At 57.7% G+C, this 13,705-nt stretch carries 14 protein-coding genes and 1 tRNA gene; 11 read left to right on the plus strand and 4 right to left on the minus strand.

Going from position 1 to position 13,705, the window contains the following annotated elements; translation table 11 throughout:
• Nucleotides 1–303 precede the first annotated feature (303 nt).
• From EPK99_RS15600 to EPK99_RS15635, 9 genes are all read left to right on the plus strand, one after another.
• Nucleotides 304–696 carry a GFA family protein gene (locus EPK99_RS15600; protein ID WP_128443993.1) on the plus strand — a complete coding sequence of 131 codons (393 nt, stop codon included), beginning with the start codon at nt 304–306 and terminating at the stop codon, nt 694–696.
• A gap of 188 nt (nt 697–884) precedes the next feature.
• Nucleotides 885–2,681: a site-specific integrase gene (locus EPK99_RS15605; RefSeq protein ID WP_128443994.1), complete on the plus strand. Its 1,797-nt coding sequence runs from the start codon at nt 885–887 to the stop codon at nt 2,679–2,681.
• Between the two features lie 614 nt (nt 2,682–3,295).
• The gene (locus tag EPK99_RS25750) at nt 3,296–4,852 is read left to right on the plus strand and encodes a terminase TerL endonuclease subunit (protein ID WP_245582437.1); all 1,557 of its coding nucleotides are present in this window, start codon (nt 3,296–3,298) and stop codon (nt 4,850–4,852) included.
• 471 nt (nt 4,853–5,323) lie between these two features.
• A complete protein-coding gene (locus EPK99_RS15615) occupies nt 5,324–5,806 on the plus strand; it encodes a hypothetical protein (RefSeq protein WP_128443995.1) in 483 nt (160 codons plus the stop codon).
• Nucleotides 5,807–6,019: 213 nt separating this feature from the next.
• Nucleotides 6,020–6,256 (plus strand): hypothetical protein, encoded by a 237-nt coding sequence (locus EPK99_RS15620; protein WP_128443996.1) that lies wholly within the window; start codon nt 6,020–6,022, stop codon nt 6,254–6,256.
• The gene (locus EPK99_RS15625; protein ID WP_128443997.1) at nt 6,256–6,447 is read left to right on the plus strand and encodes a hypothetical protein; all 192 of its coding nucleotides are present in this window, start codon (nt 6,256–6,258) and stop codon (nt 6,445–6,447) included. The genes EPK99_RS15620 and EPK99_RS15625 overlap by 1 nt, the downstream gene beginning before the upstream one ends.
• Before the next feature lie 46 nt (nt 6,448–6,493).
• Nucleotides 6,494–6,745 (plus strand): hypothetical protein, encoded by a 252-nt coding sequence (locus EPK99_RS25755; protein WP_245582474.1) that lies wholly within the window; start codon nt 6,494–6,496, stop codon nt 6,743–6,745.
• Complete coding sequence (locus EPK99_RS15630) at nt 6,654–7,064, plus strand: DUF2293 domain-containing protein (protein ID WP_245582470.1); 411 nt, start codon at nt 6,654–6,656, stop codon at nt 7,062–7,064. The genes EPK99_RS25755 and EPK99_RS15630 overlap by 92 nt, the downstream gene beginning before the upstream one ends.
• 274 nt (nt 7,065–7,338) lie before the next feature.
• A complete protein-coding gene (locus tag EPK99_RS15635; RefSeq protein WP_128443999.1) occupies nt 7,339–7,548 on the plus strand; it encodes a hypothetical protein in 210 nt (69 codons plus the stop codon).
• On the opposite strand, the gene EPK99_RS15640 is transcribed toward EPK99_RS15635, so the two are convergent.
• The 3 genes from EPK99_RS15640 to EPK99_RS15650 form a co-directional block, all read right to left on the minus strand.
• Nucleotides 7,545–8,138, minus strand: coding sequence for a hypothetical protein (locus tag EPK99_RS15640; RefSeq protein WP_128444000.1), 594 nt, complete (start codon nt 8,136–8,138; stop codon nt 7,545–7,547). The genes EPK99_RS15635 and EPK99_RS15640 overlap by 4 nt on opposite strands.
• A gap of 2 nt (nt 8,139–8,140) precedes the next feature.
• Nucleotides 8,141–9,355: a hypothetical protein gene (locus EPK99_RS15645; protein ID WP_128444001.1), complete on the minus strand. Its 1,215-nt coding sequence runs from the start codon at nt 9,353–9,355 to the stop codon at nt 8,141–8,143.
• Between the two features lie 137 nt (nt 9,356–9,492).
• Nucleotides 9,493–9,566, minus strand: a tRNA-Gln gene (locus EPK99_RS15650).
• A gap of 232 nt (nt 9,567–9,798) precedes the next feature.
• On the opposite strand from EPK99_RS15650, the gene EPK99_RS15655 reads away from it, so the two are divergent.
• Together EPK99_RS15655 and EPK99_RS15660 are read left to right on the plus strand one after the other, a co-directional pair.
• The gene (locus EPK99_RS15655) at nt 9,799–11,370 is read left to right on the plus strand and encodes a Ppx/GppA phosphatase family protein (protein ID WP_245582438.1); all 1,572 of its coding nucleotides are present in this window, start codon (nt 9,799–9,801) and stop codon (nt 11,368–11,370) included.
• The gene (locus tag EPK99_RS15660) at nt 11,367–12,179 is read left to right on the plus strand and encodes an RlmE family RNA methyltransferase (RefSeq protein ID WP_128444003.1); all 813 of its coding nucleotides are present in this window, start codon (nt 11,367–11,369) and stop codon (nt 12,177–12,179) included. The genes EPK99_RS15655 and EPK99_RS15660 overlap by 4 nt, the downstream gene beginning before the upstream one ends.
• A 7-nt stretch (nt 12,180–12,186) precedes the next feature.
• Here EPK99_RS15660 and EPK99_RS15665 read toward each other — a convergent pair whose 3' ends face one another.
• Nucleotides 12,187–13,593, minus strand: coding sequence for an MDR family MFS transporter (locus EPK99_RS15665; RefSeq protein ID WP_128444004.1), 1,407 nt, complete (start codon nt 13,591–13,593; stop codon nt 12,187–12,189).
• Nucleotides 13,594–13,705 lie beyond the last annotated feature (112 nt).

Raw genomic sequence — 13,705 nt, forward strand, 5'->3', positions numbered from 1 at the left:
CTGTTCTCCTTTGCCGACGGACCTCGGCCTCCGTCGAGCGGATATATAGGGGCACGGTTTAGGAAGATCAGTCTCCGGTCGTAACAGCGCGCATACAAATCGACGTGAAGCAGCGGCTTGCCTTATTCTCATGAAGCGATCGCTTCGGAATCTGCAACGCCAACGGCATCCCACTGAACGATTAACGAGACGCGGAATGACCAGCGCGAACAGCGATCCAAGCCAGATGTAGGGCACAGATTTGCGGTTCCGCCGATCTGGGGTTTAATGTCTTGCCTGCTGACCTTGAGGAGGAGACGCGGAATGGATCGATTTACCGGCGGTTGCCTATGCGGCAATGTTCGGGTCGTGGCGACGGGGCAACCCTATCGGGTCGGCCTCTGTCACTGTCTCGACTGCCGCAAGCATCATGGAGCCCTGTTTCATGCGTCCGCCATCTTCCCGGCAGATGCCGTGACGGTAGAGGGTGAAACAGGCGAATATTCCGGGCGTCATTTCTGTCCCCGTTGCGGTTCCCCGGTCTTCGGACGCTCAGGCGACGAGGTGGAAGTCAACCTGGGAGCGCTTGACGCCCAGGATCAATTTCAGCCGACCTACGAACTCTGGTCGATACGCCGCGAATCCTGGCTGCCGCCCTTTCCGGTCAAGCACAGTTACGAGCACAATCGGGAGAGCTCGGGCCGGACGGAGGAATGACTGTTGGGAAGGGAGCCGTGCTACGGAAAGCTCGAATAAAGCAGAAAAAAGATTGGCTGGGGAACCTGGACAGTATTCCAACAAAAACTAAATGCCTAATTTGCTTAAGATAATTGATTTCATTGACCTATTTTGAAGATAGTTGTAACACATGGCTGTAACACAAAGTCAGTCCACGTGGGGCAACTATGGCACGTATAAGCTTTCTTCTTCGTCGCGGTGCAAGCTACTATGCAAGGACGCGCGTCCCCTTGGATCTTGTCGATATTGTCGGGAAGAAGGAGCTTGTGAAGGCCCTCGGCACGAAGGAAGAATCTGAAGCTAAGCGCCGGTTAGGTGCGGTCACGGAAGCGTGGCGTCTCGAGTTTGAAGACTTACGCGCCAGGCGCACTATGGCTGCCGACGATAAGGCCGATGCAGTTTGGCAGCACTACAACGCCGTGATTGATCGCGATGAGCAGTCCCGGCAGTCGATGCCGAACCAGGCCGACATTGACGAGGCCAGCCGCCAGGTGTTCGAGCGCGCACGGCGCGGGGAAGTCTCATCGACCAGCCCGCTCGCGATCCTCGATGCCACGCTTGACGTGCAGGTTCTCCAGCGCGCCCGTGAGTTTGACGCTTTTGCCCGTCGTGTGAAGCTGGACAACATGCGAAAGCACCTTATTGCAGGCGAGACGGCGCTTATTGCCCATGAAGTCGATGACTTTACCGCGCGGAACCGCCTGCTTGTGGATCGGACAAACCCCGATTGGCAGGACAGCGCCCGCCAGATGCGTGCAGAGATTGAAGGGCTTCAGCGCAGCTTTGAGCGCGACCAGGGCGACTATTCCGGCGTGCCGCGCGACCCTATCGTAAAGCCTGTCACCGGCAGCGCACGCGAGACGGCAGCGCAGGGTGAAAGCATCATGGAGCTGTTCGAGAATTACGCTCGTGAGAACCCTAGGCAGATCAAGCCAGACACGCTCGCCCAGGCGCGCCGTGACGTGGGGCTCTTTGTCGAATACGTCGGCAGCACGTTTCCGGTGCATCGGATCGACAAGAAGGCCGTGCGCGAGTGGAAGGCGCTCTTGATGCGGTTCCCGGTCAAGGCGAAGGAGTCCAAGGCATTCGAGGGCATGACCCTTCCGCAGATCGTCAAGCATAACGAAACGGTCGGCAAGCCCGCGATCAACGCCAAGACCGTCAACCGCTACCTGGCCGGCTTCAGCGCTTTTTGCACCTGGTTGACGAACCACGGCTATCTTCAGCAGAACCCGGCTGCCGATATGTTCCTGAAGAAGTCGAAGGAGAAGACCACGAAGCCGTTCAGCGTTGACGACATGAACAAGCTGTTCAAGTCGCCGCTGTTTGCCGGATGCCAGAGTGCGGCCGAATGGCGGCTCATCGCGAGACCTGGCAACGTGAAGATTCGCGACCATCGTTATTGGGTGCCGCTCATTATGCTCTATTCCGGCGCGCGGCCGGCAGAGATCGCGCAGCTTTCCCTTGATGACGTGCGCCAGGAACACGGCCATTGGATTTTCCATATCACCACGGAAGGCGACGGCGACAAGAGCGTGAAGACTGAAGGCTCTATGCGTGTCGTGCCGGTTCACCAGGAGTTGGTGAAGCTCGGCTTTCTCGACTACCACGCCGGCATGAAGAAGGCCGGCCAGGGCAGGCTATTCCCGCTCGCCGAACGGAACGCACGCGGCCAGATGATTGCGGATTACAGCCGCGAGTTTGGCCGCTACCTCATCAAGCTCGGCATGAAGGAAGGGCGCGGGCTGTCACTCTACAGCTTCCGCCATGGTGCAGCCGATGCACTCCGCCGTGCCGGCCACTTAGATGAGCAGTTTGGGTTTATCCTCGGCCATACGTCCGCGACCATTACGCAGCGTCACGGGACATTGCCGCAAGGGATGCTTGAGCAGCGTGTCGAACTAGTCAACTCGATTGGCTATCCCGGTTTGATCTTGCTGCATTTATACGACGCGTCACGTTAAGGTTGCGGAAATGGTTTTAACCTATCGCGGTGCTCGGAAAAATTCGTAACAACCGCAGGGCTATCCATGAGCGATTTAGTTAAAGCCGCAGAGATAACGCAGAAGGAGGGGATCTCTCCAAAGGATAGATTAAAGAACGCCTCAGACTATGCGGGGGCGATAAACAGAATGGTTTTTCTCTGGGGAGCGGTCCTGTTCTGTGTTTACTCTCTGAGGAATTGGAGCATTTCATTTCTAACATTCAGTTACAGTTTAGATTATTTGGGATTTTTCGCAATTTTATCCGTGGCAATCTATTTGGCAGTAGTCCTTTGGCTGATTGCGAAAGAGCTTGTAATCTACACATTCTCAGTCTCGCTAAAAAAGTTGCCATTGATGTCGGAGAAAATTTGGAGAGACACAACGCCAAGCGTGAGAGTGAGATGGACCTGGCTCACCGCTTTTTTCTGCCTCATGTTGGCCGGTTTGTCGGTCGCTACCCTTAAGTTTCTTTTTCTGATTGCGCGCTAACAGGTAGGACAATAGGCCTAAGTAGGAAAAAATACCTAATAAGGGATTCACAAGTGATTCCTGATGTGAGATGATTCGCCTCAAGTTAATTGAGGACGGAATGAATGAATTTTGCCGAAGTTGTTTCAAGTGCGAAGAAGGCACTCGGCTTTCCGGTAGAACAGAAGGCGTATTCCCTCAACAGTCCTGACTTCGCCGACCTGATCGGCTTTCGCCCTACTTATTCGGGCGTCAACATCGGCGCGCAATCCGCTCTTTATATCCCGGCTGTTCTTCAGGCCGTGCGCCTTATCTCCGAAACTATTGGCTCGCTTCCTTGCAAGGTCTATCGTGACACTGATGCCGGTAAGCTTCCCGCCAAGGATCATTCCGCTTATCGCATCGTCCATAATCGTGCGAACGAATGGACGGGCGCGGGCGATCTCCGCACCCGCTTGACCGCCGACGCCCTCATTCACGGCAACGGCTTTGCTAGGGTGGTCCGGTTCGAAGACGGCCGGCCTTTCGAGTTTCACCGGCTGAAGCCCGGTAAGGTCGCGATCCTTGAAGACCAGATTTCCGGTGCGCCGGTCTACCGTGTGCAGGAAGCAGGCGGCGCCCGCGACTATCCCCATACCGAAATCCTCCATATCCCTTCGTTTCTCGCAACCTCGCCGATCACGTTCGGCAAGGAAGGGATCGGCCTTGGCGACCTGACCGCAGTTGTCGGCGCGTGGCGTCATGACGATGGCCGGATTTCCGTCCATCCGTGGTTCTTCGTGCCCGGCGATGACCTCAAGGGCCGTTCGCAGCGTGACGGCGTGCCCTATGAGCAGTGGCGCGACGAACGCAAGATTACTGTCATTGATGGCCCGGTAATCGAACCGGAAGCCGTCGAGCAGCACATTCGCGACATTTGCGCCGACAATGACAACGTGCAGGAAATCGCTTTCGACCCGCACCTAGCCCGGATGACGATGCAGCGCCTTCATGATGACGGCTTACCCGCAATCGAGATGCGACAGGGACCGCTCACCATGGGACCGGCTATCGGCACCCTTGAGCGCGTCGTGAACGGGTTCAGCATCCGCCACAACGGGCACCCGGTCCTTCGCCATCACTTCGATATCCGTGCGGCGCTTCAGGCCGCTATTCTCGGTGAAGGTCCGCTCGCCGGTATCCTTGGCGGGAAGGGCAAGACCTCTTCCACTGCCGGCGGTGGCGGGAAGAAGGCGGGCGGTTCCCTGCTTGGCTCCATCCTTGGCCTGAAGGAGGGCGGCCACGTTCGCGGCCCCGGCACCGGGACCAGCGACAGCATTCCGGCGCGGCTCTCGAATGGCGAATTTGTCGTAAACGCTAGGGCAACCCAGAGGAACCGCGCCGTTCTTGAAGCGATCAACGGTGGCAGCGTGGCGGCATTTGCGGCCGGTGGCTATGCTGGTGACGCGCCGGCACTTCGCAAGCCTGCCCTTGTGGCCGCGAATGGCAACGCCCCGGCCGGCTCACCGGTCAACATCAATACGAATGTGACCGTAAACGCCAGCGGCGGGAGCGCCGAGCAGAACGCCGACCTTGCCGCGAAGGTCGGGAAGCAGGTCGAACGGCAGATGCGCGGCCTTGTAGCGGATGAACTTCGTCGTCAGACTCGGCCCGGCAATATGATGAACACCCGGAGCCGGTAGACGGCCATAGCAAGTCACTGGAGCGCTTCGTCAGCGTAAACGTGTCTTTCTGATCCGGGAACGTCGGCGCTCGTCTGTGAGTCTGTATGGCGGAAACCGGTCCGGGCGACCGCGCCGGGACCATCTCACTTCGGAGCCGGGAGCGTGTTTCCGATTGCCGGGACACAACCGCAGCCGGGAGCCTGAATGACGTGACCGCTCCACCCGTTCTGCTATTATATAATATTATCCTTAGAGAATTTAGAAAAGTAGCTCGAATGGGTGGTCAGTCACGGGAAACCCTGTAGGTGCTGGAACGCCTTCGAAGTCACGCGAAGCCCTTCCGGGGAACGGGAGGCAACTTCCCTCCGACTTCAGGAATCTTTGGCTTCCGTCTGCATACCGGCGAGGCTGACGCTATAACGTAATCAGTTACGTTACGAAGGAAAGCTGATGCCTCGACCCAAGTTGAACCTCACCCCGGAAGAATGGGTGAAGCGCATTCGTTCACAGAACAAGGCGCGCCAGAACGTGAAGCGCTCAAAGCAGAAGGAATTGAAGATGGCTGAGAAGGTCGCCGCTGAGATGGCAGAGATGACCGAACTGTATGAGCTTGCCGAAGAGCTCCTGGAGCTTCCCTTGCCTGCCGCGATTGATGTGGTCGCGACTTGGCAACGCGATAAGCGCAGACCGTTTCCCGCACTGTTCAACGAACCCAGGGGTGATCACGAGACGATACAGGCTCACAGCGCCCGGAGAGAGAAGGCGCGGAAGTTCGGCCTCATTCGCCTTATGGCCGTTGATTATATTAAGAACGTCGGCAATCGCCGTCGCAAGGCTGACTTCAATGACAACGAGGCCAAGGATGCTGTCGCGCTCGGCTTCGGCAATGTTGATGCCTACCGCAAGCACAAGAAGCACGTGAAGCTCACCGCCAAGATGGAGAAGGTCGTCGCAGATCGTGCCGCCGCCTAACCGCTCACGACTTCATGCGCGCTGGCAAAATCTTGCTATAGATAAAGCACAGGCGGAGATTGGTTCTCGCCGTCTGGGTTTGGAGAAGAAGCCCGCCATTTCTGCCAGTGGCGGGCTTTCCTGTAACTATAAGTAAGTGCTTACTTATAGTTTATCGTTGCTAATCAATAACTTACAAGAAATAGTAGCTTGCCAAGTCGCAGCCGCTGAATCATGATGGTGCTGCCCACTCATGGGCAGGGGATTGAAATCGACATGCAACCACCGGCATACCTTGACAATGAAACATACTTCGCCGGCATCGACCGGCTTGAGAATATAGCGAGAAACTTTGAACCCGCTGCACCGGACGATCTGCGCACTCGGATCATTGAAGCAGTAGGCGACCTTGGCGTGTGGCCAAAGACCTGCCTCCCATTGTCGGTCGTCATTGAAACGGAGGCTGCGTAATGAGGACAGTTTCGCTTGAACACTCTACCTACGGGAAGCTGGTTGCCACATGGGAGCGGAAGGGCCGGATGATCATCGTCCGATACGGTCATCACGAAAAACACGCCCAGGCCAGCGACAACGATAAAGTGAACGAGGTCGTCGCACTGGATATTCTTCGGGGCATCGTGACGGAAGAACTAAAAGATTGATACCTGGCCCGCCACCGGCGGGCCTTTTCATTTCGCGGAATTGCTAATGCCAAGCAGATACGACGGATTGTTCGCAGAGGAAGCCGATGACCTCACGATCGGCATCATTGGCCTTCTCGTGGCGGAAGCGATGCGGGAAGCCAGGGCGATGACCAAAAAGCAATGGGATGAGCGCGATGCCGCCTACCTTCCACACTATTTCGCCTGTGCGACTTCTATGCTGTCCAGAACCGGCTCATGGGTGCACCTTGAAAAGCAAAAGGCAACGCCGGCGCGAGCGGCAAGAGCGGCGCTATAGGCAGTGGTTTCATCAATACGAAGTCGAATACTTCATCCGGCGGGAATATCCACACTGCCCGGAAGCCGCTGTTCTCTACTACGCAAGGTCCATCTGCACCGACCCTAAAAACTGGGGAGGCGTGTCAATTGAGGCCGCGGTCGATATGACGATGCAGAACCACCTTCGACACGAATTCACCGACTATGATCAGCTGCTTATGGTCGGTGTTCGGCGCAAGGACGCCCGTCGGCGCATCCAGCCGAAGGTAAAGGCGATGATAGCGAGTTGGAAGGAGTTAGGTGCTATTATCACGGAGCCTTCTAATATTAAAACTTAGGCCCATGCTGGGGCGGCGTCGGATTATTACGCATCCAATCGGCGCATTCCTCATAAGTAGCTGGACCGAACAACTCATTGTCGTTCGCGTCCACGACTACATACTTGCCATCGCCAGACCGTTTAATTTGCATAGAGATTACTCCGTTGGATCAATTGCTTCTAACGCCTTGCATTCAATAACGGGTTTATCAGTTGGATAAAATCCGACAGGTGTTGACTCTTTCGACAATGAGAACAAAATAGGAACATATTCCAGTTCAGGAGCGCTTGCCATGCCCGCCGAAGCCCGTCAGATCGATGACCACAACGCGAAAGACCTCGCTCAGGTCTTGCTTGATGCCCATGCGGGTGACGCGCTCGCAGCGCTCCGCAGCGCCATCGCCGATGCGGAATTCCTATGCGACCAGCTTCAAACAGCTTCCATGTGCATAAGCTCCGGCCTTGTGCGTGGGTGGAAGCCGAAGTTTCAGCGCGAAACTTAGGTCGCGGTCGTTGGCCCAGACGCGAATATGACAGCGGCAACTTTGAAAAGTGTTTCTTCAGAGAAGCCGAAAATCTTACTTTGTTGGGGTGGAAGAAAGGAGGGGTATTCGCTTCTCAATCGCGCAAGCCAGTCGGTGCGAGAGTTTCGGCCATGTTTGAGGTGATTTGCAAGGCATCGCACAGCGCCTAGATCAGGAGACGGACCGTAGCCTTCGCGGGAGCAATAAAGTTCCATATCTTCATGGCTCGCCTGTTTACCGTTCAGGGCCATCCAATGGGCCGCAGAGTCTTCCCAAAAATGGTAGAGCGCAATTACAAAAGCTTTTCGGACTTCGAACAAGGCAGAGTAAACGTCGGTAATTTGAGCCTCATACACCTGCGACTGTTCCCATAGCCGAACGCCGTCCTCATCGTATTCTGCGATCAGATCAGCCCCGTTAGCGACTGCTAAGTCATACGCAGCGGAATCGTGTTCGATGCGCTTTATTTCCTCTTCGAGGGAATCCCGTGCTGCGATGTATCCTGTTTCAAGCATTCGAAGGCCGTGCTCGAACTGGTAACTGCGGAAGTAGGGAGCGAGGTTTACCATCGTCAGGCCGGTTGCCCTTTACCAAACCAAGTCGCTTGTTTCCGCTTGCCCGTCCTTTCTTCGAAATATTGAACAGGCCACTCGGTCAATGGGAATATCTCGTGAAAGTCATCGTGAAGGTTTTGAACCAAGATTGGTAGTGTGCTCAGTAATTTATGAGTGTTCGTCTCTGTCTCTCGAATCAGGTCACCAACTCGCCATAAGTTGTCGCCGCTTCTCTCGAGATAGCGTTCATCCGCAACGCCACTGTTATGTTCGTAGACGTGACGCCGTTCCAACATCATCTTTAAGAAGTTGGTTGTTTCGGCGTCAATACCTCTTAGTAAGTCAACCTCGAACGCCAACTTGACCTCGTTAAAGGTGGAACTTTCTATGTCGTGAAAGACAAGCCGATCTAGCCTTTTCATTCGGGCAGGCTTCATCGGGATGCGCTTCTTAAGCTGATTGATCATGTCCCGGCACGACGCATCAAATGCGGAGACTGCCCGACTTACGACGACGTCAGGCGCGACGGACTTTTCAACCAGCCCGCTCCGCAACTTCCGGAAGGTATCGTTGAGGCTTGCAATGTTATTGCGATAGCCGCACGAGGCGCAGTAACCGTATAGTCCTCGTATGTCGTTGAACTCACCGCATTTCACACAATCGAAGCGTGTTTGCTGCGTTTCCGACACATAATAGAAGTCTGGTCTATTGCCGGTATCTTCGGACCTAGCAATTGCGTCCATATCGATCACAAATTCAGTCTCAGTGCCCGGTTCTAAGTCCGCTTCAATAGCCTCGTAGTAAGTGGCTATGTAGTGTTTGATGTAACGAACGTGTGCCTCTGTAAGAAAATGGAATGCCTCGGTGCGCAATCCGCAATATGGGCATGTGAGGGGATATATCGCAGGGTGAGTCCCGTTGCGGTAGTAGCCGCTGCACCTGGGGCATCTGTGGCCCCACTTGGCATGAGAGTCGGACCCCAGAAAGACCGCCATGCAGCCAGCCGGGCACAGAGGTTTGAAGGCTTGCCCAATGCCGCCCATCATTACGTCTGAAACTGGAAACCCTTGAGGAACGGCGGCATAGATGGCGATCATGACCATTGGACCGGGACTTGACCCGCGAAATCCGGCCGCGATGCTAAGAACGCCACTTTCATCGCATCGCACGGCAAAAGTCGCCTGTCCGCCGCAGTGAGCTATCTCGGTGAAATCTTCGTTATATGCCGTCATTGCGATCTCCCCTAAGCCGCAACTATCTTTGATAGTTCGGCGAGTCGCAATGTCACGTGTGGATCATCCGCAAAGGTGTAACACTTAGCTTTTTCTAGTGATACCTAAACGTCTGATTTTATTGATAAAAGGGAAGCTGGCTGGGGAACCTGGATTCGAACCAAGATTAACGGAGTCAGAGTCCGTCGTTCTACCGTTGAACTATTCCCCAGCAGGGGCGGCATTGCCGTCTGAACGGTGCGGCTTATAACCAAAACCGGGCCGATTGCAAATACGGATTTTGTGAAAAATGCAATTTCCTCGGCCGCCGTGGCATGGCTGCAGGTGCGCAGACAAAAAGCCGTTGGCGAATGGCCCCCACGCTGTTATCTTCATTGCAACGAAACGAACAGACGCCTGCAGCATGCCATTTTGGTGTTGCGCGGCGAGATGGACATAAAGTGATGGACCCCGAAAGCGGCGACAAGCCGCCAAAAGGCGGTACGTCGGCTGTGGAACGCGGGGAAGCCAAGTCTTCCCGCCGGCGCAAGACGAAGCGGAACGGGAAACCCCGTAGCGCGGCGGCGTCGATCCATGCAGGGGCGGGCGAACCAGCCGGTCCTGCCGTACGTTCCCAGCCAGGCGACGCGACAAGCACGACGAGAAAGCGCAAACGGCGCAGGGCGAAGTCGCGACAGAACGAGCCGCAGGCCGCAATGGCAGCGGCAGGTGATGTCTCGGCGCCAACGCCGGCATCCGTTCCACCCAAGGCAGAAAAGCCCCAGGATGCGGGCCTGCCGCACAGCCGGCATCGCCGCAAGAAGAACAGAGGCGGCCGGGGCCTTCAGGGTCGGCCTTTGACACAGGCGAAGACGGCAGTGGTGGTGACATCCAAGCAGTCGTCCGCTCCCACGCCCGCCGCCAAGGAGCATCGGGGGAAGATGCCGCCGGGTTCGGCGGTACAGGATGGTTTTGCGGAACGGCCTCCCCATCTGAGGGATGATCTTTACGCGGCGCTCGACCTCGGCACTAATAATTGCCGCCTGCTGATCGCCCAGCCGACCCGCCCCGGGCATTTCCGGGTGGTGGATGCCTTTTCGCGAATCGTGCGCCTGGGCGAGGGTCTCGGCTCCAGCGGCCGCCTTTCGGCGGATGCCATGGACCGCGCGGTGGAAGCCTTGCGGATCTGCGCCTCCAAGCTTGCCAACCGTCCGATCCGGCGCATGCGGCTCATCGCCACCGAAGCTTGCCGTGCAGCGGAAAACGGCGAGGAATTCCTTGCCCGTGTGACCGCGGAGACCGGCCTGGAGCTGGAAATCATCGACCGTGAAACCGAGGCGAGACTTGCCGTGTCCGGCTGCTCCTCACTGGTCGGCCGCGAGGCCCGGTCCGTCGTGCTCTTCGATATTGGCGGGGGTTCCTCCGAAATCGCGGTTATTCGCATCGCAGACAACCGCTCGAACCGGCTTGCCAACCACATCACTCACTGGACGTCCTTGCCTGTGGGCGTGGTGACGCTTTCGGAACGGCATGGCGGCCGCGATGTGACGCCGGATGTCTTTGCCGCCATGGTGGCGGAGGTGGAAGGCATGCTTCACCGCTTCCATTGCCCGCCATTGAATACGCCGGAAGGACAGGTGGCGGAGGATTTCCACCTGATCGGCACGTCTGGAACCGTCACCACGCTGGCCGGGGTTCATCTGGGCCTGCCGCGTTACGACCGCCGCAAGGTGGATGGCCTGTGGCTGTCGGATGACGAGGTGAGCGCCATGCAGTCCAAGCTTCTGTCCTGGGATTTCGCCGGCCGCGCCGCCAATCCCTGTATAGGACCCGACCGCGCCGATCTCGTTCTGGCCGGCTGCGCGATCCTGGAAGCCATCCGCCGGCGCTGGCCCAGCGAAAGAATGCGTGTCGCCGATCGTGGACTGCGGGAAGGGCTGCTGACGGATATGATGGCCGATGACGGCGTCTGGCGGCGTACCCGGTCGCGGCGTTTCGGCACCGGCCAGCGGGAAGAGGCAGGAGCCAATCAATGACCAAACCGCCTGTAGGCACCAACCGTACCGGCCGCAAGCTTGGCCAAAAGGTCAAGAAGGGCAAGCTCAAGGCGTCCTCCCGCCGCTGGCTGGAGCGCCATATCAACGATCCCTATGTGCAGCGGGCCAAGCTCGAAGGCTACCGCGCCCGCGCGGCCTTCAAGCTGCTCGAGATTGATGAGAAGCACGAGCTTCTCAAGGGCGCGCGCCGGATCATCGACCTCGGCGCCGCACCCGGCAGCTGGTCGCAGATCGCAGCCAATATCACGGGATCGACCGACGACGACATCAGGGTTGCTGCCATAGACTTTCTGGATATGGCGCCGCTTGCAGGCGTCAAGGTGCTTCAGCTCGACTTCCTCGACCCCGACGCGCCGCGCCTGTTGATGGATTCGATCGGCGGAGCGCCCAATGTCGTCCTGTCGGACATGGCGGCTCCCACCACCGGCCATCAGAAGACGGACCATCTGCGGACCATGCACTTGTGTGAAGTGGCGGCCTATTTTGCCGTCGAGGTTCTGGCCGAAGGCGGGCACTTTCTTGCCAAGACCTTCCAGGGCGGCACCGAGCGCGACCTGCTGAATATGCTCAAGCAGAATTTCCGCCAGGTGATCCACGTCAAGCCCGGCGCCTCGCGGCAGGAATCGGTCGAAATGTTTCTGCTGGCCAAGCACTTCAAGGGTCGCAAGCCGGGTGAGCTGCCTCCGCAACCAGACCACGCGTCGGAGCAGGACCTTAACGTCGACGACGAACGGAACCACGGCGACAGTTGGGATAACGACGACGAACGGGATAGGTCCTCACCCTAGGCCCGACCTACTCTCCGGGCTCCGTCCGCAGCTTCCGGCGTACCAGATGACCGGAAACAGCCGCACCCGCCATCGGGTCGAGCCGGATCAGTGGCAGGATGGAGCAGAGCGACAGGCCGGCCACCAGGAAGAAGGCGAGGTGGAAATCCGCGAGCTGCAGATGCGTACCCGACAGCGTCGATGAGAGTTCGAGGATAAACGCCGCAAAGGCGACGCCGAGCGCCAGGCTCACCTGCTGCAGCACGGAGGCGATTGACGTCGCCTGGCTGGCCTGCTCGTCGGAGATTTCCGAATAGCTGAGCGCATTGGAGCCGGTGAAGAAGAAGGACCGGCAGAAGCCGCCCAGCAGCAGGAAGAGCACGATCAGCATGTGCGGCGATTGCGGCGTGAAGAAGCCGTTGACGGCCGTCGTCGCCGCGCCGGCAATGCCAGCAGCAATCAGCGTCGTCTTGAAGCCGGTCATGGCAAACACGCGCCGGGCAATGAATTTGACGATGAGCGCCCCGAGCGCGCCCGCAAAGGTGATGAGGCCTGACTGGAAGGGGTTGAGCCCGAAGCCAAGCTGCAGCATGAGCGGCATCAGGAACGGCATTGCCCCGGTCGAGATCCGGAACAATGTTCCGCCCGTGGTTGCAGCACGGAAAGCCGTGTCGTTGAAGATCTTGAGGTTGAGGATCGGCGACGGATGGGTATGCGCGTGCCTGATATAAAGGGCGAGCGCGGCAAAACCGGCGACCGTGGCACTGATGCCGATTGCAGGCGGCAGGGCAGGCAGTCCGATCACGGAAAGGCCGAAAACGATGCCGGCGGCAGCGATCCCGGTCAGCGCAAGGCCCGTCCAATCCATTCGCGGCGGGTTGGTTGGCGGCACCTCCGGCAGGAATACGCCGGAGAGATAGATGCCGAGCACCCCGATCGGCACGTTGATGATGAAGATCCAATGCCAGGTGAAATAGGTGGTGATGAAGCCGCCGATCGGCGGCCCGGTAAGCGGACCGACCAGGGCCGGGATCGTCAGCAACGCCATGGCGGAGACGAGCTCGCTGCGCTTGGTCGTGCGCAACAGCACGAGGCGCCCGACTGGCGTCATCATCGAGCCGCCGATCCCCTGCAGGAAGCGGGAAACGACGAACTGAAGCAGCGAGGTGGAGAGGGCGCAGCAGATCGACCCCACCACGAAGACCAGGATCGCGATCCGGAAGATCTTCTTCGCACCGAATTTATCGGACATCCAGCCGCTGATCGGGATGAACATGGCGAGCGCAACCATGTAGGAGGTCAGCGCCAGTTTCAGCGTGATGGGACTGACGCCGAGATCGGTGGCGATCGTGGGCAGGGCCGTCGCAATGACGGTGGAGTCCATCTGCTCCATGAAGAGCGCGACGGCAAGAATAAGGGGGATGATACGGTTCATGGAGGGCCTGCTATGCGCTGGGTGGCCTTCGTCTAAACCTCTTGTCACTCTATGCCAACGGGAGAATCTCACCTTTTGCGAAAATGGGTCACGTCTGCGTGAGGCGCGATTT

Source organism: Neorhizobium lilium (genome assembly GCF_004053875.1).
Lineage (GTDB): Bacteria > Pseudomonadota > Alphaproteobacteria > Rhizobiales > Rhizobiaceae > Neorhizobium > Neorhizobium lilii.